General features: G+C 37.5%; 15 protein-coding genes. 11 read left to right on the top strand and 4 right to left on the bottom strand.

Features of this window, described 5'->3' with window-relative positions; translation table 11 throughout:
- The first annotated feature begins 43 nt into the window (after nucleotides 1-43).
- The 6 genes from kduI to AC51AA_RS02215 all read left to right on the top strand — a co-directional run bounded on the left by kduI (nucleotide 44) and on the right by AC51AA_RS02215 (nucleotide 5,948).
- The gene (kduI, locus tag AC51AA_RS02240) at nucleotides 44-886 is read left to right on the top strand and encodes a 5-dehydro-4-deoxy-D-glucuronate isomerase (protein ID WP_500704122.1); all 843 of its coding nucleotides are present in this window, start codon (nucleotides 44-46) and stop codon (nucleotides 884-886) included.
- 6 nt (nucleotides 887-892) lie between these two features.
- Entirely contained in the window at nucleotides 893-2,023 is a 1,131-nt protein-coding gene (locus AC51AA_RS02235) for a BT3233 family polysaccharide utilization protein (RefSeq protein ID WP_500704121.1), read from the top strand.
- A 170-nt stretch (nucleotides 2,024-2,193) separates the two neighbouring features.
- Nucleotides 2,194-2,988 carry a gluconate 5-dehydrogenase gene (locus tag AC51AA_RS02230; RefSeq protein ID WP_500704120.1) on the top strand — a complete coding sequence of 265 codons (795 nt, stop codon included), beginning with the start codon at nucleotides 2,194-2,196 and terminating at the stop codon, nucleotides 2,986-2,988.
- A gap of 6 nt (nucleotides 2,989-2,994) precedes the next feature.
- Complete coding sequence (locus AC51AA_RS02225; RefSeq protein WP_500704119.1) at nucleotides 2,995-4,005, top strand: PfkB family carbohydrate kinase; 1,011 nt, start codon at nucleotides 2,995-2,997, stop codon at nucleotides 4,003-4,005.
- Complete coding sequence (locus tag AC51AA_RS02220; protein WP_500704118.1) at nucleotides 3,998-4,663, top strand: bifunctional 4-hydroxy-2-oxoglutarate aldolase/2-dehydro-3-deoxy-phosphogluconate aldolase; 666 nt, start codon at nucleotides 3,998-4,000, stop codon at nucleotides 4,661-4,663. Before AC51AA_RS02225 ends, AC51AA_RS02220 begins: the two co-directional genes overlap by 8 nt.
- Before the next feature lies 1 nt (nucleotide 4,664).
- Nucleotides 4,665-5,948 (top strand): MFS transporter, encoded by a 1,284-nt coding sequence (locus AC51AA_RS02215; protein ID WP_500704117.1) that lies wholly within the window; start codon nucleotides 4,665-4,667, stop codon nucleotides 5,946-5,948.
- Between the two features lie 243 nt (nucleotides 5,949-6,191).
- Here AC51AA_RS02215 and AC51AA_RS02210 read toward each other — a convergent pair whose 3' ends face one another.
- A complete protein-coding gene (locus AC51AA_RS02210) occupies nucleotides 6,192-7,616 on the bottom strand; it encodes a SusD/RagB family nutrient-binding outer membrane lipoprotein (RefSeq protein ID WP_500704116.1) in 1,425 nt (474 codons plus the stop codon).
- Nucleotides 7,617-7,628: 12 nt separating this feature from the next.
- Complete coding sequence (locus tag AC51AA_RS02205) at nucleotides 7,629-10,817, bottom strand: SusC/RagA family TonB-linked outer membrane protein (protein ID WP_500704115.1); 3,189 nt, start codon at nucleotides 10,815-10,817, stop codon at nucleotides 7,629-7,631.
- Between the two features lie 757 nt (nucleotides 10,818-11,574).
- Between AC51AA_RS02205 and AC51AA_RS02200 the strand changes: the two genes are divergently transcribed.
- Both AC51AA_RS02200 and AC51AA_RS02195 read left to right on the top strand, forming a co-directional pair.
- Nucleotides 11,575-13,182, top strand: a complete 1,608-nt coding sequence (locus AC51AA_RS02200; protein WP_500704114.1) for a class I SAM-dependent methyltransferase — start codon at nucleotides 11,575-11,577, stop codon at nucleotides 13,180-13,182.
- A gap of 141 nt (nucleotides 13,183-13,323) precedes the next feature.
- On the top strand, nucleotides 13,324-14,355 hold the full coding sequence (locus tag AC51AA_RS02195) for a hypothetical protein (protein WP_500704113.1): 1,032 nt from the start codon (nucleotides 13,324-13,326) through the stop codon (nucleotides 14,353-14,355).
- Between the two features lie 144 nt (nucleotides 14,356-14,499).
- On the opposite strand, the gene AC51AA_RS02190 is transcribed toward AC51AA_RS02195, so the two are convergent.
- Both AC51AA_RS02190 and AC51AA_RS02185 read right to left on the bottom strand, forming a co-directional pair.
- The gene (locus AC51AA_RS02190) at nucleotides 14,500-15,318 is read right to left on the bottom strand and encodes a lysophospholipid acyltransferase family protein (RefSeq protein WP_500704112.1); all 819 of its coding nucleotides are present in this window, start codon (nucleotides 15,316-15,318) and stop codon (nucleotides 14,500-14,502) included.
- A 383-nt stretch (nucleotides 15,319-15,701) separates the two neighbouring features.
- Nucleotides 15,702-16,730 (bottom strand): rod shape-determining protein, encoded by a 1,029-nt coding sequence (locus tag AC51AA_RS02185; RefSeq protein WP_500704111.1) that lies wholly within the window; start codon nucleotides 16,728-16,730, stop codon nucleotides 15,702-15,704.
- A gap of 672 nt (nucleotides 16,731-17,402) precedes the next feature.
- Here AC51AA_RS02185 and gnd point away from each other — a divergent pair.
- From gnd to pgl, 3 genes are read left to right on the top strand one after another with little or no spacing between them, the layout of a single operon-like run.
- Entirely contained in the window at nucleotides 17,403-18,809 is a 1,407-nt protein-coding gene (gene gnd, locus AC51AA_RS02180) for an NADP-dependent phosphogluconate dehydrogenase (RefSeq protein WP_500704110.1), read from the top strand.
- 26 nt (nucleotides 18,810-18,835) lie between these two features.
- Nucleotides 18,836-20,374, top strand: a complete 1,539-nt coding sequence (zwf, locus tag AC51AA_RS02175) for a glucose-6-phosphate dehydrogenase (RefSeq protein WP_500704109.1) — start codon at nucleotides 18,836-18,838, stop codon at nucleotides 20,372-20,374.
- Nucleotides 20,355-21,071, top strand: a complete 717-nt coding sequence (gene pgl, locus AC51AA_RS02170; protein ID WP_500704108.1) for a 6-phosphogluconolactonase — start codon at nucleotides 20,355-20,357, stop codon at nucleotides 21,069-21,071. Before zwf ends, pgl begins: the two co-directional genes overlap by 20 nt.
- Nucleotides 21,072-21,178 lie beyond the last annotated feature (107 nt).

Below are 21,178 nucleotides of genomic sequence, written 5' to 3'. Positions count from 1 at the left end.
TAATGACCAAAAATAACACCTTAATCATTACAAAATAATACTTATGAATTCCACTTTTGAAAGTCGTTTTGCGGTAAGCCCCACCGAAGCAAAACAAATGAACACTGAAAACCTACGTGAAAATTTTTTAATTGAAACTGTTTTTAAAGCAGATGAGCTACGATTGACTTTATCTCATTTTGACCGTTATATCATAGGGGGTGCCATGCCTGTCAACCAACAACTGACCCTACCTAATCCTACTGACTTAAAAGCAAATTACTTTCTAGAAAGAAGAGAAATTGGGATGATAAACGTTGGGGGAAAGGGAATTGTGACCGCTGATGGAGCACGATTTGAACTCGATTATAAAGAAGCCTTGTACCTTGGAAAAGGTGTCAAAGAAGTTTTCTTTGAATCGGTGGATCCTAGTGCTCCTGCTAAATTTTATTTGAACTCTGCTCCCGCTCATCATCAATACCCATCTAAAAAAATAACCAAAGCCGATGCTGAAATTGTAGAATTAGGCACAATGGAAACGGCCAATCATCGGATCATCAACAAATTAATAGTCAACAGTGTGGTGCAAACTTGTCAAGTACAAATGGGTATGACCGAACTAAAATCGGGCAGTGTTTGGAATACGATGCCAGCCCATACCCACGACAGACGCATGGAAGCCTATTTCTATTTTGAAGTTCCTGAAAATCAAAGCGTTTGTCACTTTATGGGACAACCTCAAGAAACCAGACACATCTGGATGCAAAATGAACAAGCCGTGATTTCGCCGAACTGGTCGATACATTCAGGAGCAGGAACCTCCAATTATACTTTTATTTGGGGAATGGCTGGAGAAAATTTAGATTACGGAGATATGGACCATTGCGCTATTAACGATTTAAAATAATTGACTATGAAATTGATCAAACTTTTTATCTGTAGTGCCTTTATATTTCCTCTGGGAATATTGGCACAAACAAAAGCAAGCATTACCATTGAGAACCATTCGGAACTGGAACGAAAAGACGCAATTATTGCCGTAAAATGGGAAACGGTTATCGCCCGTTATCCCCAAATAGACACTGCTAATTTTGTGGTGATCGATCCCTTAACGAAAAAGCAACTTCCCTTTCAATTGGAACATCGTGGGCTTCCTTCGATTCAAAACCTATTAGTACAAGTTACTGTTAAAGCTAAATCTTCACTAAACCTTTTCATCCAAAAAGGAAAGTCGCAAACGTTCACTACCAAGACCTATGGTCGTTATGTACCCGAGCGCAAAGATGATTTTGCTTGGGAAAACGACAAAATAGCCTTTCGTGCGTACGGTAAAGCCATCGAAAATAGTAAAGAAGATGCCTATGGTTTTGATGTATGGGTCAAAAGAAGCCCTAAAATGGTCCTTAATGATCGCTATAAACGCGCTGACTATCACATCGATCATGGAGACGGAATGGATTACTACCATGTCGGTTTTTCTTTAGGTGCCGGAAATATGGCTCCCTACATCAAAGATACCATTCGTTATTCGGCCAATTATCATCAGTGGAAAGTGTTAGACAATGGCCCTTTACGAACTACATTTCAACTTATCTATGATACTTGGAATGCCGGAGGAACAAAAGCAAAAGCGGTAAAAACGATTTCTTTAGATGCTGGTTCACAGCTTAATCGTATCGAAAACACCTATACATTTGATGACAACAAACCCATGCCTGTAGTTGTAGGTATCATTAGACGACCGCAAACAGGGGTTATTGCCTTAAATGAGCAACAAGGCGTTATGGGGTATTGGGAACCAACCTCTACTGAATATGGTACTACAGGAGTAGGATCCATCTTGACCACAGCAGTAAGCAAAATGTGGATTGATAAAGAACAAATATTAGCTCAAACCACCGTTACCAACAACCAACCAATTGTTTACTACACTGGAGCAGCTTGGGATAGAGCAGGAACAATTACCTCTGCCAAACAATGGTTTGATTATTTAGATCGTTTTTATAAAGAAACTCAATCACCCCTACTGATCAATGTAAAATAAAATCCGAGTAACCTACCTCTAAAATTTTAGATCAACATCCTCTGATCAACCCATTTTATGGTGTTGACGGCTATACCTATGTCTTTATTTAAACCAATAGCCACTGAGTATGTAGTCTACCATTATATCACAAAAAAAGAAAAGAACTATTAACAAAAAAAAAGAAAAAAATGTCAATTAACTTATTTGATTTAACCGGAAAAACAGCCCTTATTACCGGAGGAGTACACGGTCTTGGAATGGCTATGGCCAAAGGACTTGGACATGCAGGAGCCAAAATTGTTGTCAACGATCATTCCTCTGTAGAAGCTGTAGAGAATGCTGTTGCCGAATATAAAGCGGAAGGAATTGAAGCCTTCGGTTATATATTTGACGTAACTGATGAAAGCGCTGTAATTGCTGCAATCAACAAAATAGAAGCCGAAGTAGGTCCTATTGATATCTTAATCAACAACGCAGGAATCATCAAGAGAACCCCTATTATCGAAATGGAAGTGGCCGATTTTGAAGCGGTAATAAAAGTTGATTTAACAGGACCGTTTATTGTTTCTAAAAATGTCGCAAAGGGAATGATTAGCCGTGGAGGTGGAAAAATTATCAATATGTGCTCTATGATGAGTGAATTGGGTAGAGATTCTGTTAGTGCTTATGCCTCTGCAAAAGGAGGGCTAAAAATGTTAACTAAAAATATGGCTACGGAATGGGCTAAATTCAATATCCAAACCAATGGAATTGGCCCAGGCTATTTCGCTACAAGTCAAACTGCACCTATTCGTGTAAACGGACATCCTTTTAACGAGTTTATCATGGGCCGAACACCAGCTGGTCGTTGGGGAGATCCTGAGGATTTACAAGGGGCTGCCATCTTTTTAAGTTCTAAAGCCAGTGATTTTGTAAACGGACATATAGTCTATGTAGACGGAGGAATCTTGGCTACGATTGGAAAACCAAGTAACGAAGCCTAACTGATCATGGGTAAAGTACTTTGTTTTGGGGAAATCCTGTTGAGATATAGTATGGGGGGGAATTTCCCCCATCAACAACATATGTCTGCTTATGTAGGCGGAGCGGAAAGTAATGTTGCACTAGCGCTGGCCAAATGGAATGTTCCTGTAGCCTATTGCACCGCCCTACCCGACCATTTTCTATCGGATAAAATTCTGGATTACTATAAGGAAATGGGTGTTGATACGGCCGCTATAGTTAAATCTGGGGATAGAATTGGAACGTATTATCTGAGTCAAGGAGCAGATGTTAAAAATGCAGGGGTTATTTATGACCGTAAGTATTCTTCTTTCTCAGAGCTACAACTCTCGAGTATCAACTGGGAAGAAATTTTTGAAGGCGTTTCTTGGTTTCATTTTACTGCCATATCACCTGCCATAAATAGCACTATCGCAGCGCTATGTGAAGAAGCACTAAGGGTAGCAACAAAAAAAGGAATTACCATTTCTTTGGATTTAAACTACAGAGAAAAACTTTGGAAATACGGTGTTGATCCCATAGAAGTAATGCCTAAGCTGGCGCATTACGCACATGTTATTATGGGTAATATCTGGGCCGCAGAAAAAATGCTGGGCATCGCCATTGACCCAGAATTAATAGCAGCTGGTGAGGATCTTTATTTAGAAAAACAAGCCCGTGATTCTTCTGAGAAAATTTTAGAAAAATATTCCAACTGCCATACTGTTGCCAATACCTTTCGTTTTAACGAACAAGAAAGTGTAAAGTATTTTGCGACTTTGTATCAGCATGAGAATCTTTATAAAAGCGAAACTTTGTTTACTACTGCTACCATAGATAAAGTGGGAACTGGGGATTGTTTTATGGCAGGGCTTATCTATGGAATGGTTCATCAACAAAACCCTCAAGAAATAGTGGACTTTGCGGCAAGAGCGGCCTATCAAAAATTATTCATAAAAGGAGATGCTACCACATCTAAGGCAGAAGAAATTGAACAGTTAATACATCAAAATGAATAAAAAAGAACTAGTTATTCAACAAATCAGTCAAACTGGATTGTTGCCTTTATATTATAATGACAGTAAAGTGGTAAGTATCGATATATTGAAAGCTTTATATCAATCCGGTATACGTGTACTGGAATATACCAATCGTGGTGAAAATGCCTTAACTAATTTTAAAGCATTAAAAACTATTGCCGCAACAGAAATGCCCGATTTATTGTTGGGTATTGGTACGATAAAAACCGCTGAATCTGCTAAAGATTTTATAGCCTTAGGAGCCGATTTTGTGGTAAGTCCTATTGTTTCTCCAGAAGTATCCAATATAGTTTTAGAGCACAACCTGGCCTGGATACCGGGTTGTTTAACCCCTACTGAGATTCATCAAGCACAAACTTTAGGCGCCACATTAGTGAAAATATTTCCAGGAAATTTAGTTGGTCCCTCTTATATTCAATCTATAAAAGACATTTTTCCAGACCTTCTATTGATGCCTACTGGCGGTGTAGAGCCAGAGGTGCAAAACCTAAAATCTTGGTTTGATGCCGGAGTTTGCGCTGTGGGTATGGGAAGTAAACTTTTGAAAACTGATATGATTGAAGGAAGCCATTTTGAAGCCCTTTCCAATTATATCAAAAAGGTCACTATGCTAATTCAATCTTGTAAAAATTCTTAAAATGAATATACCTTCAGAAAAAAGAGTTCGCTATGGTATACTGGTCTTACTGTTTTTTGGGACCACTATTAATTATATCGACAGGCAAGTAATTGGTTTGCTAAAACCAACATTAGAAAAAGAATTCCATTGGACAGAAACCGATTATAGTAATATCGTCATGGCTTTTTCTGCTGCCTATGCCATTGGTCTTATCGGTTTTGGAAGATGGATTGATAAAATAGGAACTAAATTAGGGTATTCGGTATCGGTATTCTTTTGGAGTGTTGCGGCAGTGGCACATGCCTTTGCTAAAAGTACTTTTGGTTTTGGTTTAGCAAGAGTTGGTCTAGGCGTAGCCGAAGCTGGTAATTTTCCTGCAGCCATAAAATCGGTAGCCGAATGGTTTCCTAAAAAAGAACGTGCTCTGGCCACTGGAATTTTTAATTCGGGGGCCAATGTAGGTGCCGTGGTGGCTCCTATCATGGTTCCTGCCATTTTAGGCGCTTATGGTTGGCCAGAAGCTTTTATTATTACAGGAGGTATTGGTTTTATATGGTTGATTTTCTGGTGGAAATACTATGAAAGCCCTAGCCGACATAAAAAATTATCCAAAGAAGAATTCGATTATATTCACAGTGATAATGAACTCGTTGTCGAAACTGAAGCGCCAGTTAAATGGATTGCTTTGTTTAAGATAAAGCAAACCTGGGCTTTTATCTTTGGAAAACTATTAACCGATCCTGTTTGGTGGTTCTTTTTGTTCTGGTTACCTTCCTATTTTTCCGATACTTTTAATCTTGATTTAAAGAAACCAAGTTTACCTTTGGTCATTGTGTATACAGCCACAACTATTGGTAGTATTGGTGGTGGTTTTTTATCTTCTTATTTGATCAAAAAAGGATGGAACATACATAGAGCTCGTAAAACTTCTATGTTTTTTATTGCCGTTTGTGTGCTGCCTATTATGCTGGCACAATTCACCAAAAATGTATGGGTAGCCGTTGGTTTAATCAGTTTGGCCGCAGCGGCACATCAAGCGTGGAGTGCTAATATTTTTACAACCGTATCCGATTATTTTCCCAAAAAGGATATCAGTTCGGTTGTGGGTATTGGGGGTATGGCAGGCTGTGTTGGAGGCATCCTTTTTCCTTTGGCAATTGGTATGATCCTAGATCATTATAAACTGTTAGGAAATATAACCGCTGGTTACAATATTATCTTTATCATGTGTGGTTCTGCTTATTTATTAGCATGGATAGTGATGCATTTTTTAACTCGCAAGAAAAGTAATTTCCCTGTTTAATTACTGCTCCCAATTAATCCTAAAGCTTTTAAAAATGTTGTGCGCTGTGCTTTACAAAAACGTATTCTAAGCCCCGTACAATTAATAAACCTTTAGACCTTTAAAATAAAAAAAAGACAACTCAAAAATATATTGAGTTGTCTTTTTTCTTATGCTGAACTGTAGGGAGTTCAATCCCTTACTGGCCTTATTTTACTATTCAAAAACCAGCTGTTTGAATACGTATCCCTCTCGGAATCCTATTTATTTGACATCAAACCATAGTTTTGTCGTCAACAGGTCCTTTCCTTGCGCCGCTACGGCTGCTTGGTAACTTTGACCGTTCAAGGACTGTTCTGTACCTGGATAAAAGAAACGTGAAGGAATCTGTCCATCCAAAACAGTAGCTGGACCCGCTTTTAATACTGGGTAGTCCAGTCTTCTCCACTCCACATAGGCATCAAGACCTTGTCCAAAGAATGCAATCCATTTTTGTGTACCTATTGATTTGGCATAATTACTTGCATCGTACTTCACTGTTGCTTGATTTAGATAATTAGCAATTATGGTGGCATCAGTAATACCAAATTGGTTAAACGATGCTGTAATGGCATTTTTATAAAGTTGCTCTGCATCTTGCGCAATATACCCTCGGGCTGCTGCTTCAGAAAGATTGAACAATACTTCGGAATACGAAACCATTACAGCCGGTGAAGACGAAGTCAAAAAGTAAGTACCCGGTTTTGACGTTTTCGCAAAACCTTGACTATTGGCATCACTATTGGACAATCCATTAGCCCCTCCAACGTATTTACCTACACTTGGATCTGATGGCAACTGCGCGTAAACCGCTAAACGTGGATCGGATAACTCATTTAATTTGTCCACTATGGTCTTCGAAATACGAAAATCATCACGTGTTTCGAACCAGGCTGAGGCAGGGTTTTGTTGTGGTGAACTGGTATAAACAAATTTAAAAGTTTCACTATTACTGCTAATTACTCCTGCAGCATCGCTTGTAGCTTCTATCACGGCTTGTTTAGCTAAAGCAGGTTCTTTGTCCGAAATTCTCAAGGCGATACGCAAACGAAGTGAATTGACTAATTTTTTCCATTTTGTAATATCCCCTTTATAAGCCAAGTCTCCGACTACTTCACCATTTGTGGTACTTAATAAGGATTGAGCTTTTTTCAAATCTTCAAGCAATCCCACATAAACTTCTTTTTGTGTGTCATAGGCCGGTGTTACTTTTAGACCTGCTTCCTTATACGGAATGCTACCATAAGCATCAGTCAACAATAAAAACGTCCATGAGCGTAAGGTCAGTGCGATCCCTTTATAATTTGAATTGGCCTGCTGATCTGAGAAATTCAGAATCGTATTCAAATCCGTAATCAAGGTGGCATAGCCTGTATTCCACAAAGATGTAAAAGAATTGTTGGACAAGTCGAATCGATCTGGTTCGGTATATTGAATTTTTGCCCAGTGCTGAACAAATAACAAAGAGGAATTAAAATTACTCTCTGACCCCCAATACAAGTCAGCTCCCTGTTTTAAGGTTCCTGTTAAAAGGAAAGGCGCCAGTGGTTTTTCCGTGGCATTTGGATTTTTATTAATTTCATCCAAGTTCTCACTGCAGGAGCTCAAAGCCACTGCAAATAGCGTTATATAGGCTAGTTTTTTTAGCATGATGATGTGTGTTTAAAATTTAAGATTAACATTAAGGCTGAAACTTCTAGTCGTTGGTAAAGCTAAGCTCTCCAAGCCTTGAGCATTTCCTGTACTGAAGGCAGATTCAGGATCAATGTTGGGCACGTCTTTGTAGATAAATAAAAGATTACGACCTGCAGCGGTAACACTTGCTCCTTCAAATCCAAGCTTCTTAATTAGCTTCTTATTGAAATTGTAGGTCAGTTTTACTTCTCTTAGTTTCACAAAAGTAGAACTGTAAATATAAGCTTCGCTGATATTATAAGAACCTTTGTAATATTCCTGTGCACTAATTACTTGACTGTTGGGAGCTCCATCGGCATATACGCCTTGAAAGATCATTCCGTCATCATATAGCGTTACACCACTTGGAGCCGATGCCCCTGTCAACAAGCTTTTCCCATTGGCGGTATTGTTCCCTGGATAATAATAACTTAATCCACCATTGGCTGCATCTCGACCTGGAAGAGTTTGCTCTAGCACACCTGTATAATTTCCTGTTCTGTTCGTACCCGAGAAAATCTCCCCACCTACACTAGCATCAATAAGAAATGATAATTCAAGATTTTTATAAGTCAATGTATTGGTAACACCTGCTAAATAGTCTGGGGTATAATGTCCCAATACTCTTTTTTGTGGATCCGCTTTCGGCAATCCATTAGTACCCACTACTATGTTTCCATTCGCGTCACGCAGATAAGCCGTTCCATAAAGTGCACCATAGGCTTGTCCAACCGATGCCAATACATCAACACCTCCAGAAGATCCGATAGTATAGTTTTGAATCTGACCATCATAGTCAAGAACCTCCACTTTGCTGATGTTCTTTGCATAATTTACCCCTACATTCCATTTGAAATCTTGGGTTTGAATAGGACTTCCGTCCAATTGAACTTCTACACCATGATTGTTTATTTTTCCTGCATTGATTAACTGTGAATTATAACCGCTGGCACTAGTGGTTTTGATTTCTAAAATCTGGTCAAAACTATTGGTGTTATAATAAGCGACATCAAAATGCAATCTGTTTTTCCAGAAGGAAGATTCGATACCCAATTCGGTAGAGCGAGTTGTTTCTGGTTTCAAATTCTCATTGAGCTTCTTCTGCGAAGAGGTTTGAATAGGATTCCCGTCAAATGCGGTTTGAAAATTATAAACCGTAGCCAATTGATACGGATCGGCATCATTACCTACTTCTGACCAACCACCACGTAGCTTTAAGAAGTCCAGTGTATTGCTTTTGATATTCAAAGCATCCGATAGAACTAAACTACCATTAACAGAAGGATAGAAATAAGAACGATTACTGCTTGGCAATGTCGATGACCAGTCATTACGAGCGGTCAAGTTCAAAAAGGCATAATTTCTATACCCCAGTTGAGCTGAAGCATATCCACTGTACACTCTCAATTTTGAGAATGAGTTCGATGAAGTCAATGGATCACGTGAATTGGTTAAGGTGTACAAGTCAGGCACAGCCAAACGAGGTGCTTTTTGATAATTATTGGCATCGCTATGATTACGCACATTGAATCCAGCAAGAGCGTCCAAACTAAAATCTTCACTTAGTTTTTTGGTATAGTGGAAAATTCCCTCTGTGTTTCTTTCGTTTACCGTATAAGCATCTTCCGCATATGATCCAAAAGGAGTTCCATTTGTACCATATTTAATGGTGTATTTTCTACGATCGTTATAATAGTCCACTCCAGTGCGAAATTTGAAATGTAATCCATCCATAATCTTGGCATCCAAATGGATATCCCCTATGATACGGTTACGCTGCTGACTAGTAGTGTTATAATAAGCATTCCAATACGGGTTGCTATAATAACTATTGTTCCAGTTCACATCTCTATTGTTTTTAAGCTGATTGATATCTACCTGGCGTCCGAACCAAAGAAACTGTAGCATTACACCAGCAGCACGGTTACCCGATGGACCACCTGGCAAGGCTGGAGCGTCGGTAACTATATAGTTAGCCGTTACCCCTACTTTTATATTTTTGGATATTTGATAATTCGAATTAATCGTAAAGTTGGTTTTATTTACTTCACTGTTAGGTACTGTCCCTAATTGCTTTTGATTGTTTACCCCTAAACGGAAATCTGATTTTTCATCTGATTTGGCCACGGCAATACTATTATCAAAAGTTAGTCCTGTATTAAAGAAATCCTTCACGTTATCCGGATGAGCCACAAAAGGCACTGCTTGACCATTTGAATAAAATTGAGGAATAAGGCGCCCATCCAGTTTAGGTCCCCAGCTTTCATCAACTCCATCATTAATACCGCCACCTTTACCATCTACATAGCTAAATTTTCCGTTTGCCCCTTGTCCAAATGAGTTTTGAAAATCAGGTAAAGTGGTTACTTTAGAGATCGTTATTCCTGAACTAAAGCTTATGCCTAGTCCTTTTTGACCTCTCCCTGATTTTGTAGTAATCAATACAACACCATGAGCAGCACGGGATCCGTAAAGCGCAGCAGCATTAGGTCCTTTTAGCACACTTAATGATTCAATATCATTAGGGTTTAAATCGGCAATCGCATTTTTAAAATCTCGGGTAGCTCCACCAAAGTTCAATTGCGAGTTATCTACCGGAACTCCATCCACTACAAATAAGGGTTGGTTATTTCCAGAAATAGAAGTTTCACCGCGAATAACGATACGGGAAGATCCCATATCACCTTGCGAATTGGTAATACGCACTCCCGCCAATTTACCTGTTAAACCATTCAAAAAATTGGTTTCTTTTGTATTCTCTAAATCCTTCGCCTTAAGGGACTGGGTAGTGTATCCTAATGATTTCTTTTCTTTTGAAATCCCAAGTGCAGTAACCACTACTTCAGACAATACATTTTGATCTTCAGAAAGCGTTACGGTAACAGAATTTCCATTGACAACCACTTCCGATTTTTTATACCCCATATAACTTACCACCAGCGTAAAAGGAAATTTTTGTGGTGTTTGGAGGTGAAATTTTCCCTGTGTATCGGTTACAGCCCCCTGTGTAGTCCCTTTAATGTTAACGGAAGCCCCAATAACAGGCTCCTTTGTAATTGCATCGATAACGGTTCCGTCCAGTTTGGATTGACTTGACGCTTTGGTCTCTTGAGCGTTAATCCCTATGGAAATTAACAAAATGCAAAACCATGCATAACTATTTATTATTTTTATCATTACTTTATTTTGGTTTAATAAATAAGGGAGTCGAAAATGGATTTACTCCACTCTTACTTTCCTTATAGAGATGTACAATTTCTTTAAACTTCGCCATTTCTGTTCCCACAGAAATGGTATTTTTTTAACGGCAACGCATTCGTTTTTTCATCTTCACTTATTTTTGAATTACTATTTTTTAGATTGGTCTTTATAAAATTTCATCCCTAAGATTAAGGATTCATCTTGATCAAAACAGCTATGATTTACAGACTGAAGATTTTTTGGCAGCACTTTTTATTTGGAATAGATTCCTAAAGAGTTCAAGCTCTTTCAAAATCAAAATGGCCTTGAATGTCAATAACTCCATTAATCCTAGTAGTTTGATAGGACAAAAGTATATCAAAAATTTTAACCCAAAAACTTTAAGAGTTTTTTTTGCAAAAAAAATGTTAATTAAATTAATTCTAATTTTTAATTTACTAAAAACAAGAGGATTAAGACTTACACTTCCTTTTTGGTAATGTAAGATTTTTCATAAACAACAAAGGTTGTTTTTGAAATAACACTATTTTTAAAAATCCTTTATAAGCAAAACAAACTGCATTATCAATGGATAAATGCTAATAAAGGCACATTTAAATTTCGTATTTTTAACAATACTTTAAAGCGATACTGCCAAATCATAAAAATAAAGCCGAGTATCTAAATAGGGCAAAACTGAAAGGTCCCCATTTAAAAAAAATCACTATTTTTAACAAACCTTCATTCTTTTACTATGATCAATAAATCCGAACTCCGTAGTTCCATTTTTAAGCATCTTGATGGTTTAGCTGTTGCGCCAGTAGCCATAGCACTAAAGAAACATGCCATTTTAGAATTTATTCTGAACAAAAAGCATGTACAATTGAAGGAACTTGTAACGGCTTCAAAGGCTAATGAAGGTTATCTCAATGTTGGTTTGCGGATTTTGGCTTCACAAGGTTTTTTAGATTATCAGATCGATAACCGTACTCAGGAAATTATGATCTCCGTAAATGAAAAGACCGAAATTGCCTTTTCATTGTTTCATCTCTATGAGGATGTTGTGGATTTACTTCATTTTTCTATTGCGTATCATGGGCGACTCTTTGAAGATGTACCCTTTGAAAAACTCAATGTCATATTTGAAAAATACAAACAAAAATATGGTATTATCCCCTCCGATGATCCCTTGACCAATAGTATTCAGGACCAGATTTTAAAACATATAGAAGGTTATTTGATCGGTCCAACCATAGTGCGTTTGGCCATGAATGGGATGTTTCACAAATATTTTATGGAGACCTCTTTCAAGCCAGAAGAGTTTCATAAATCTCCTGAAAATTTTAAAAAAATATTAGACTTTTTTGTACACCTGGGGTGGTTCTTGGAAAAAAACGGCAATTATCAATTTACCGAAGAGGGTTTGTTTTTTGCCAAAAGAGCCAGTGCCTATGGGGTTACCGTTTCTTATTTACCCACATTTGCCAAAATCGAAGAATTAATTTTTGGCGATCCAGCGGTCTTAAGAATGGTAGCCGATGGCGAAAACGAAATTCATGTTGATCGCGAAATGAACGTATGGGGAAGCGGCGGTGCTCACGACACTTATTTTAAAGTTGTTGATGATATTATTATTGGTCTTTTTAACCTCCCTATTGAGCAACAGCCTAAAGGAATCTTGGATATGGGCTGTGGTAATGGCGCTTTTTTGCAACATATTTTTGAAGTAATCGACAGGCAAACCTTACGAGGACAACTGCTTGATGAATATCCATTGTTTCTAGTTGGAGCCGATTATAATCAAGCTGCCCTACGAGTAACAAGAGCTAATCTCATAAAGGCCGACATTTGGGCAAAGGTGATTTGGGGAGATATTGGAAGACCTGATTTGCTTTCAGATGACTTGAGAGAAAATTATAATATTGACCTCAAAGATTTACTTAACGTTAGGACTTTTTTAGATCACAACCGCATTTGGAAAAATCCAAAAAAGATCAACGAGAATCGAATCAGTACTTCTACTGGTGCCTTTGCCTACAGAGGGCAAAGAATCAGCAACAATCTAGTAGAAGATAATCTCTTGGAGCATTTACAAAAATGGTCCCCCTATGTTCGCAAATTTGGTTTGCTCTTGATTGAATTACATACCATAGATCCAAAACTTGCTGCTGGTAATTTAGGAAAGACGCCTGCAACAGCTTATGATGCCACTCATGGTTTTTCCGACCAGTATATCGTAGAGATAGAAGTCTTTAATAAAGTGGCTGCTGAAGCGGAATTATTCCCTGATAAATCCATTTTTAAACGATTTCCAGAAGCTGATATCGCTACGGTAAGTATCAATTTATTGAAAGGAAACTAAATAAAAGTAACCATTGTAAAGGGTCTGAAATGAAGTATTATCCTTTGGTCGTACCAACGACAAAATAGAACAATTTCACTTCTTTTGAAAAGGCCACTAATTTGAAACGATCAAGATCGATCACCATTATTTTATAACACCATGAAAAATCGCTATACCTTTTTGTTTTGTATCTCATTTTTAGGCCTATTGGCTCTTTTTAGTTCAGGCTGTCAGCAAAAACAAGAAAAGCAAAAAACACAAAAGCCGATCCCTACCACAACAATTAGCCCCGTTCTCAAAAAAGACAGTTCTCTTGTCGATACCGCCGATTACAACAAGAGAGTACACGCGCTAAAGCATACCGATACCTCTGGAAAATGGAAAAACAAAGCCCCTTATCCGCTACCTGGGGCTATACTACCTTATAAAAGAGTCATAGCCTTTTATGGCAACCTCTATTCCAAAAGAATGGGAATCCTTGGAGAACTACCTAAAGATCAAATGTTACAAAAACTACAACAAGAAGCAGCCCAATGGGAACTTGCCGATAAGGGCACCCCTAGCATCCCAGCCTTACATTATATTGCCATTACTGCTCAAGGCCAACCGGGTAAAAACAATAAATACCGCCTACGAATGCCATTTAGTCAAATAGATACTATTATGACTTGGGCTAAATCCATAAACGGTCTAGTGTTTTTGGATGTTCAAATAGGCCAAAGTACTGTGAAAGAAGAAGTCTCTACTTTGATAGACTATCTTAAAAAACCAAATGTACATTTAGGCATTGACCCAGAATTTGCTATGAAAAATGGAAAAATACCTGGAAGCAAAATAGGAACATTGTCCGCAAACGAAATTAATGAAGCCATTGACATTCTAATTAAAATTGTAAAAGAAAATCATCTGCCTCCTAAAATAGTAGTGATCCACCGATTCACCAAAGCAATGGTAACTGATTATCAAAACATAAAAACTTCTCCAGAGGTTCAAATCGTCATGAATATGGATGGTTTTGGCAGCAAAGCACTAAAACGTGCAACGTACCAAAGGGCGATTTATGCGGAGCCCGTTCAATTTACGGGTTTTAAGCTATTCTATAAAAATGACACCAAAAACGGACAGAGTTTATATACTCCTGAGGAGTTATTGCAATTCGCACCGAAACCTATTTATATTCAGTATCAGTAAATTAGAACTACTTGTACTAAATATTATATATTTTTTCATAGCCAAAGTAGCCCGGTGTCAATCCCCAAAACAATAGATTTTTATCATTTATGCTTATTTAAAAACGATTTGACAAGATCTATTGCATTTTCATGCGTCAACCGATCAATTATGGGATTGATTTTTGAGTGCATACAGTTTGCTTCTAAGACTACTTAATAGTGAAGGATCGAAAGCCTTACCTCTTTCCCTAGCTAATAAAATAGGCTTTCCGATAGTCATCTTTAGTGCATGTCCTTGCTTATTGAAGAGTTCCGAAATCAATTTTGATGTTTGTAACATCGGATGAACTGATTTTAACATACTAAAGAACAAACCATTATTTCCATGAAAATAAATCGGTAAAATAGGTACGTCAGCCTTGGAGATAATTTTCCCCACTACGGGATGCCATTCTGGATCTGTAATTTCACTAGCCTTAAAATCATAAGAAGAAACCTCTCCCGCTGGAAATATGGCAACAGGAATACCTTCTGCCAATGCCTTTAGCGTCATTTTTAATCCCGTAATACTGGCAGAGTTTTGTACGTTTTCAAATGGATTTACCGCAATAATGCATTTTTTAAGATTGGGTATTTCCGTTAATAAAAAATTCCCCATGTACAGGGTATCGGGACGAACTTTGGCAAGTGTACTTAATAAAGCTAATGATTCAATACCTCCATAGGGATGATTGGCTACCACTATAAAAGCTCCTTCACTAGGAATATTGAGCATTTCACCAGCATCAAATTGCACCTTTACACCAATTTTCCCTAAAACATAATTAGCAAAGTCTGCCCCTTCTAGGGTACCACCTTCTTCTACAATAGTATTTAAATTATTAATTTTTAATACTTTCATTAAATAAGAAGATAATCCAGGAATAGGAATTTTAGAAAGGCCCGTAACTTCAGAAAATTTTTCTTTAGATATCAATGTCATAAGGTATAGCTGTTAAGGTGGGTTGTGAATGCTAATGCAAAACCTAAAAAGAATTAGCATTAGCAATCGTTATTGTTTACGATGAAGTTTTGTCTATTACAACTTCATAAATCTAAACTGGGATGGTGTGTTATAAAAAGGAGAGCCGTTGGATCTCTGCAGATTCTTTATCTTAAATAGTTGCCAAAGATACTCTGATTTTATTTGCAAACATGGAATATATTAACAAAACAGATAGCAAATTCAAAATATTTCTCTTAACGCTGCCTACGAATTTCACTTTATCCCTCAATTCTATTTCATAAACTTTTAATCTACTCCACTTTATCAAAATTAAAAAGCTTGTACTCCCCAACAAATTACCTTTGTTCTCCTCTAGCAAGCTATTTGATCAATACACTTTTATACTTAACCATATCTTTTAATACAATTCCAGTTCCTCTAACCACGGCCCTTAACGGATCTTCTGCGATAAAGACTGGTAAATCCGTTTTCTGTGAAATACGTTTATCAAGACCACGAAGCATTGCTCCTCCTCCTGCTAGATACAAACCCGTATTGTAAATATCCGCAGCGAGTTCTGGAGGAGTTACTGAAAGTGTTACCATAATAGCATCTTCAATTCTCAGTATGGATTTATCAAGAGCTTTGGCTATTTCCCTATAGTTAACCAGTATTTCTTTTGGTTTCCCAGTAAGTAAATCTCTTCCACGAACCGTTAAATCATCTGGTGCATCCTCGAGTTCTTCCATAGCAGCTCCAACCTCTATTTTTATCATCTCTGCGGAAGCATCTCCTATATACAAATTGTGCTGCGTTCTCATATAATAAAGAATATCATTGGTAAAAACATCACCAGCGATTTTTATAGATCTATCACAAATGATCCCTCCTAGAGCGATAACAGCAATTTCTGTAGTTCCTCCTCCAATATCAACGATGATGTTTCCTTTGGGTTCCATAACGTCCAAACCCATTCCAATGGCAGCAGCCATAGGTTCATGAATTAAATACACTTCTTTACCGTTTACCCGTTCACAAGACTCTTTTACGGCTCTCATTTCCACCTCAGTAATACCACTGGGTATACAAACTATCATTCGCAGTGCTGGACTGAAATAACTCTTTTTTATTTCAGGTATATTTTTTATAAACCAGCTGATCATTTTCTCTGAGGCATCAAAATCTGCAATAACACCATCCTTCAATGGTCGTATTGTTTTAATATTCTCATGCGTTTTTCCCTGCATTAAACTAGCTTCTTTGCCTACAGCGATAATTTTTCCATTTCTTATATCTCTAGCCACAATCGAAGGGCTGTCTACTACAATTTTTCCATTATATATTATTAATGTATTCGCTGTTCCTAAATCCATAGCGATTTCCACTGTCATAAAATCAAATAAGCCCATAATATCGTTTTGTTTAAAAACGCTATTGTTGCTGTTTTATTCTATAAAAAAGGAAATACATTCTCAGAACAATACTTTTTATAGTTAACTGTACCCTATTGTACGGTTGATTTCAACCAATTTTGATCTGTTTCTTATATTCTTTTCCAAGGCAAAACACCTCTAATAGCCATAAAGAAACGCCCCTAATCAGTCAATTTATGTACCTTTAATCTAAAATTACTTGATCCTATCTTTAAAATAGATTTGAAATAAGATCAAAAAAACTATCCCGCATATTTCTTAGAATAACCTTTCCTTTTTCAGAACCAAACATAAAATTGCAAGGGCAGGTAAATTTAAAAAGACGAAGTGTTTTTCCTCCATCTCTAATTTAACTTCTCTTATCCAAACTGACCACATACCACACTTCCATTAACGATACTATTTTTATGAGAATCTCAATAAGAATTAAAAAAATGCAAAGCCAAAACTTATATTTAGATCGCACAGAACCTTGTTAATCTTATAATGTTTCAGCAATTTTCTTTAACTTCGCGCGGTAGATCTTAAAGTATAAGATTAAAACAAACTTTTCTTTCTCCAAACAGCTGAATAAAAAAGGATTACCTTTTTTATTCTTACTCTTTTTTTGGAAAAGCATTTTATAATAATTTTAGTTAATTGAAAACTATGAGCAAATTTGATTTTGGAATTGTAGGACTTGGTGTAATGGGCCGTAACTTACTATTAAATATTGCAAGCCATAACTTTGCGGCAGCAGGTCTAGATTTAGATACCGAAAAGGTTAACTCTCTTCAGCAGGAAACCGACCCTAATCATATCATTGAAGCTACAACAGATGTTAAACACTTTGTTGGGCTTATCCAACAGCCAAGAGCTATTATGTTACTCGTTCCTGCAGGAAAACCTGTGGACAGCGCAATAGCAAGCTTACTTCCTCATTTAGATAAAGGAGATATTATAATCGATGGTGGTAATACTTATTTCACCGATACAGACAGAAGATTTTTGGAATTATCTGCCAAGGGAATCCATTTCTTTGGAATGGGAATTTCAGGTGGTGAAAAAGGAGCGAGATTCGGTCCTGCTATGATGCCTGGTGGAGATCAGAAAGCATACGAAAGACTTCGTCCTATTTTTGAAGCGATTGCCGCAAAAGTGGATGGAGAACCATGTGTTGAATATTTAGGAAACGGATCTGCTGGAAACTATGTAAAAATGGTTCACAATGGAATCGAATACGGTATCATGCAGCTGATTTCTGAGATATATGACCTAATGAAAAGAGGGTATAATTTGGATGAGGATACTATTCAAAAAACTTTTGAACAGTGGAATCAAACCGACCTTAAATCCTATTTGATCGAAATTACGGCAAGTATCTTAAAAGAAAAAGACGAAGACGGAAGCAGGCTAATTAATAAAATTTCGGACTGGGCTAAATCTAAAGGGACAGGGAAATGGACTTCTCAGAACGCTATGGATTTACAAGTACCGGTTCCGACTATCGATGCAGCCGTTTTTATGCGTGATATGTCTAAAACTAAACCTGAAAGAATTGAAGCTGCTACGAAATTAGTTTGGAACACTAAGCAGACTGATGTCAATACAAATGAAGCAATTGCGGCCTTAAAATCAGCTTTACACTTCTCTATATTGATCACTTACGCACAAGGATTAGCACAGCTTCATACCGCTTCTAAAGAATACAACTACGGATTAAATTTAGAAACTGTTGCCAAAATTTGGCGTGGAGGCTGTATTATTCGTGCTACTGTTTTAGAAGACTTTAGAAAAGCATATGCCACTAAAGCAGATTTACCTAATATCCTTTTAGATGCTGGAATCGCTTCAAAATTAACAGACAGTCAAGCAGGAATGAGAGCTGTAATTCAATTTGCGGTTCAAAAAGGATTACCAGTAGCTGGGCTTATGAATTCATTAGCTTATTTTGATGCCTACAGATCTGAAAGCCTTCCAACAAATCTAATTCAAGCACAGCGTGATTATTTTGGAGCTCATACCTACGAACGTATTGATACCACAGGTGTTTTTCACACCCAATGGTCTGAATAAAGAACTTTAAGCAACGCAACACACAAATGAGTAAGCTCAAAAATATAAATCCAACAATCATTGTTATTTTTGGAGGAACCGGAGACCTAGCAAAGAGAAAGCTTTTTCCTGCATTTCAAAATCTGTACCTTGACGGCCGCATGTCGAAGAAGTTTCAGATCATCGCACTTGGAAGAGCTGAAAAAAGTGATAATGAATTCCGCGACTATGTTTTAGAAAATCTAGATACCTTTTCAAGAAGAAAAGGTCTTGCTGACCCTAAAACAGAAAAATTCCTTTCGAACATTAGCTATCACAGTCTGGATATTGACAAAGAAGAATCTTACCAAAGATTAAATGAGAAGATACAGGGTATTGAAGAGAGTTTTGGAGAACGTGCCAATCGTCTTTTTTACCTTTCGATCACCCCTTCTTTCATCAGGACAATTTCCAATAATATTAAAAAAATAGGTCTTGCTGCTAATGCCAAACAAGATCGAATTATTATTGAAAAACCTTTCGGCTACGACAAAACTTCTGCGATTGAACTTAATGAAATGCTTTCACAGACTTTCAAAGAGGAACAGATTTACAGAATCGATCATTATTTAGGTAAAGAAACCGTTCAAAATATCCTTGCTTTCCGTTTTGGAAATTCGATGTTTGAACCTTTATGGAGCCGTAACTACATTGATTTTGTTCAGATTACAGTAGCAGAAGAAGTAGGTGTTGAAGAACGCGGCGGGTTTTACGAAGGAGTTGGTGCATTAAAAGATATGATTCAGAACCATCTGCTTCAAATTTTATGTATGACCGCTATGGAAGCGCCGGCTTCATTACAAGCCGATGATATCCGAAACCGTAAAGCCGATGTCTTAAAATCGATTCGCCGCATCAAACCGGAAGAAGTTGATCGCTATGTCGTAAGAGGGCAATACGATTCAGGAGAAATAAAAGGAAGTCCAATTGCTGGATATCGTGAGGATAAAGGAATTGCTCCTGATTCTAATACCGAAACCTACGTGGCCATGAAGGTTTATTTGGATAACTGGAGATGGCAAGGGATTCCTTTTTATCTGCGCACAGGTAAAAGAATGGAAGAAAGACAGTCTTCTATTATTATACAATTTAAACCTGTTCCGCATTCCTCTTTCTCTTACGGAAAAGAAGGTATGACGCCAAACAGATTGATTATCAATATTCAACCTGCAATGGATATCAAGCTGCAGTTTATGACCAAAAAACCAGGTCTGTCACTTTCTTTGAGACCAGCAGAAATGGTATTTGATTATTTCGCCTGCTCTACCATGTCACCAGAAGCTTATGAAACCTTAATCGCTGATGCTTTAGCAGGTGATCCTACACTATTCATGCGTTGGGATCAGGTGGAACAAGCATGGGATGCTATTGATACCATCCAACAGGTATGGAAAAATACAGCACCAGCCAATTTTCCAAATTATAAAGCAGGAAGTTGGGGTCCTCAGGCAGCTGACGAACTATTAGCTCGACAGGGACATGCTTGGATTCCGAACATACAAAACCACATAAAAGAAGAAGTTTTAGATGATACAGATATACAATAATACAGCCGAAATTAACACTGTAGCTGCGGATCTTTTTGTAGCAGCAGCTCAGCAAGCAATTGCTAAAAAAGGCCAATTCACAGCCGTGCTTACAGGAGGTTCATCTCCTGCAGGAATTTACAAATTATTAGCTTCTGACGATTACAAAAATAAGATAGACTGGAGTAAAGTTTTTATTTTCTGGGGTGACGAACGCTGGGTACCACTTAATGATGATCTTAGTAATGCGAAAATGTCTTACGCTTCCTTACTGAGCCATGTCCCTATTTCAAAAGCTAATATTTTTGAGATGTATAAAGAGGGTGTGACACCTGAAGAGTATGCCCTTACCTATGAACAGTCCATTAGAGAAGTCTTAGGAGATGAAGGAAAATTTGATCTTATCTTATTAGGAATGGGAGATGACGGACACACTGCCTCACTCTTTCCTGGTCAGGCCGTTTTAGAGGAACAAAATAAATGGGTTGCTGCCTATTACCTAGAACCTCAAAAAATGCACCGTATTACCCTTACTGCGCCACTAATCAATAAAGCTGAAAAGATTGTTGTGGTCGCTTTTGGTGAGAAAAAAGCGCCAGCTTTGAAAGAAGTAACCAAAGGAGCTTACAATCCTGCGACTTATCCAATGCAATTAATCAAACCAGTTTCAGGCGAACTATTATTTCTGGTAGATAAAAGTGCAGCGGGTACGAATTAAAAAAATATATTTATTCCCACACTAAAAAGTTTATGTTGAAAAGCATAAACTTTTTTTTTGCTAAAAGAAACACCTTGAGTTTTTGCAATAATTAATAACAAACTCAA

This window comes from Flavobacterium sp. OHVDL-2026-0007 (assembly GCF_059882335.1).
The sequence above is the reverse complement of the archived record's forward strand: the minus strand, read 5'-3'. Positions and strand labels throughout refer to the sequence as shown.

What these genes read in the sequence shown, in the direction of transcription:
- AC51AA_RS02215 (WP_500704117.1), top strand. Translation starts at nt 4,665, where the DNA reads ATGAATATACCTTCAGAAAAAAGAGTTCGCTATGGTATACTGGTCTTA.
- gnd (WP_500704110.1), top strand. Translation starts at nt 17,403, where the DNA reads ATGAGCAAATTTGATTTTGGAATTGTAGGACTTGGTGTAATGGGCCGT.
- kduI (WP_500704122.1), top strand. Translation starts at nt 44, where the DNA reads ATGAATTCCACTTTTGAAAGTCGTTTTGCGGTAAGCCCCACCGAAGCA.
- AC51AA_RS02205 (WP_500704115.1), bottom strand. Translation starts at nt 10,817, where the DNA reads ATGATAAAAATAATAAATAGTTATGCATGGTTTTGCATTTTGTTAATT.
- zwf (WP_500704109.1), top strand. Translation starts at nt 18,836, where the DNA reads ATGAGTAAGCTCAAAAATATAAATCCAACAATCATTGTTATTTTTGGA.
- AC51AA_RS02190 (WP_500704112.1), bottom strand. Translation starts at nt 15,318, where the DNA reads ATGACATTGATATCTAAAGAAAAATTTTCTGAAGTTACGGGCCTTTCT.
- AC51AA_RS02230 (WP_500704120.1), top strand. Translation starts at nt 2,194, where the DNA reads ATGTCAATTAACTTATTTGATTTAACCGGAAAAACAGCCCTTATTACC.
- AC51AA_RS02210 (WP_500704116.1), bottom strand. Translation starts at nt 7,616, where the DNA reads ATGCTAAAAAAACTAGCCTATATAACGCTATTTGCAGTGGCTTTGAGC.
- AC51AA_RS02225 (WP_500704119.1), top strand. Translation starts at nt 2,995, where the DNA reads ATGGGTAAAGTACTTTGTTTTGGGGAAATCCTGTTGAGATATAGTATG.
- AC51AA_RS02235 (WP_500704121.1), top strand. Translation starts at nt 893, where the DNA reads ATGAAATTGATCAAACTTTTTATCTGTAGTGCCTTTATATTTCCTCTG.
- AC51AA_RS02185 (WP_500704111.1), bottom strand. Translation starts at nt 16,730, where the DNA reads ATGGGCTTATTTGATTTTATGACAGTGGAAATCGCTATGGATTTAGGA.
- AC51AA_RS02220 (WP_500704118.1), top strand. Translation starts at nt 3,998, where the DNA reads ATGAATAAAAAAGAACTAGTTATTCAACAAATCAGTCAAACTGGATTG.
- AC51AA_RS02195 (WP_500704113.1), top strand. Translation starts at nt 13,324, where the DNA reads ATGAAAAATCGCTATACCTTTTTGTTTTGTATCTCATTTTTAGGCCTA.
- AC51AA_RS02200 (WP_500704114.1), top strand. Translation starts at nt 11,575, where the DNA reads ATGATCAATAAATCCGAACTCCGTAGTTCCATTTTTAAGCATCTTGAT.
- pgl (WP_500704108.1), top strand. Translation starts at nt 20,355, where the DNA reads ATGATACAGATATACAATAATACAGCCGAAATTAACACTGTAGCTGCG.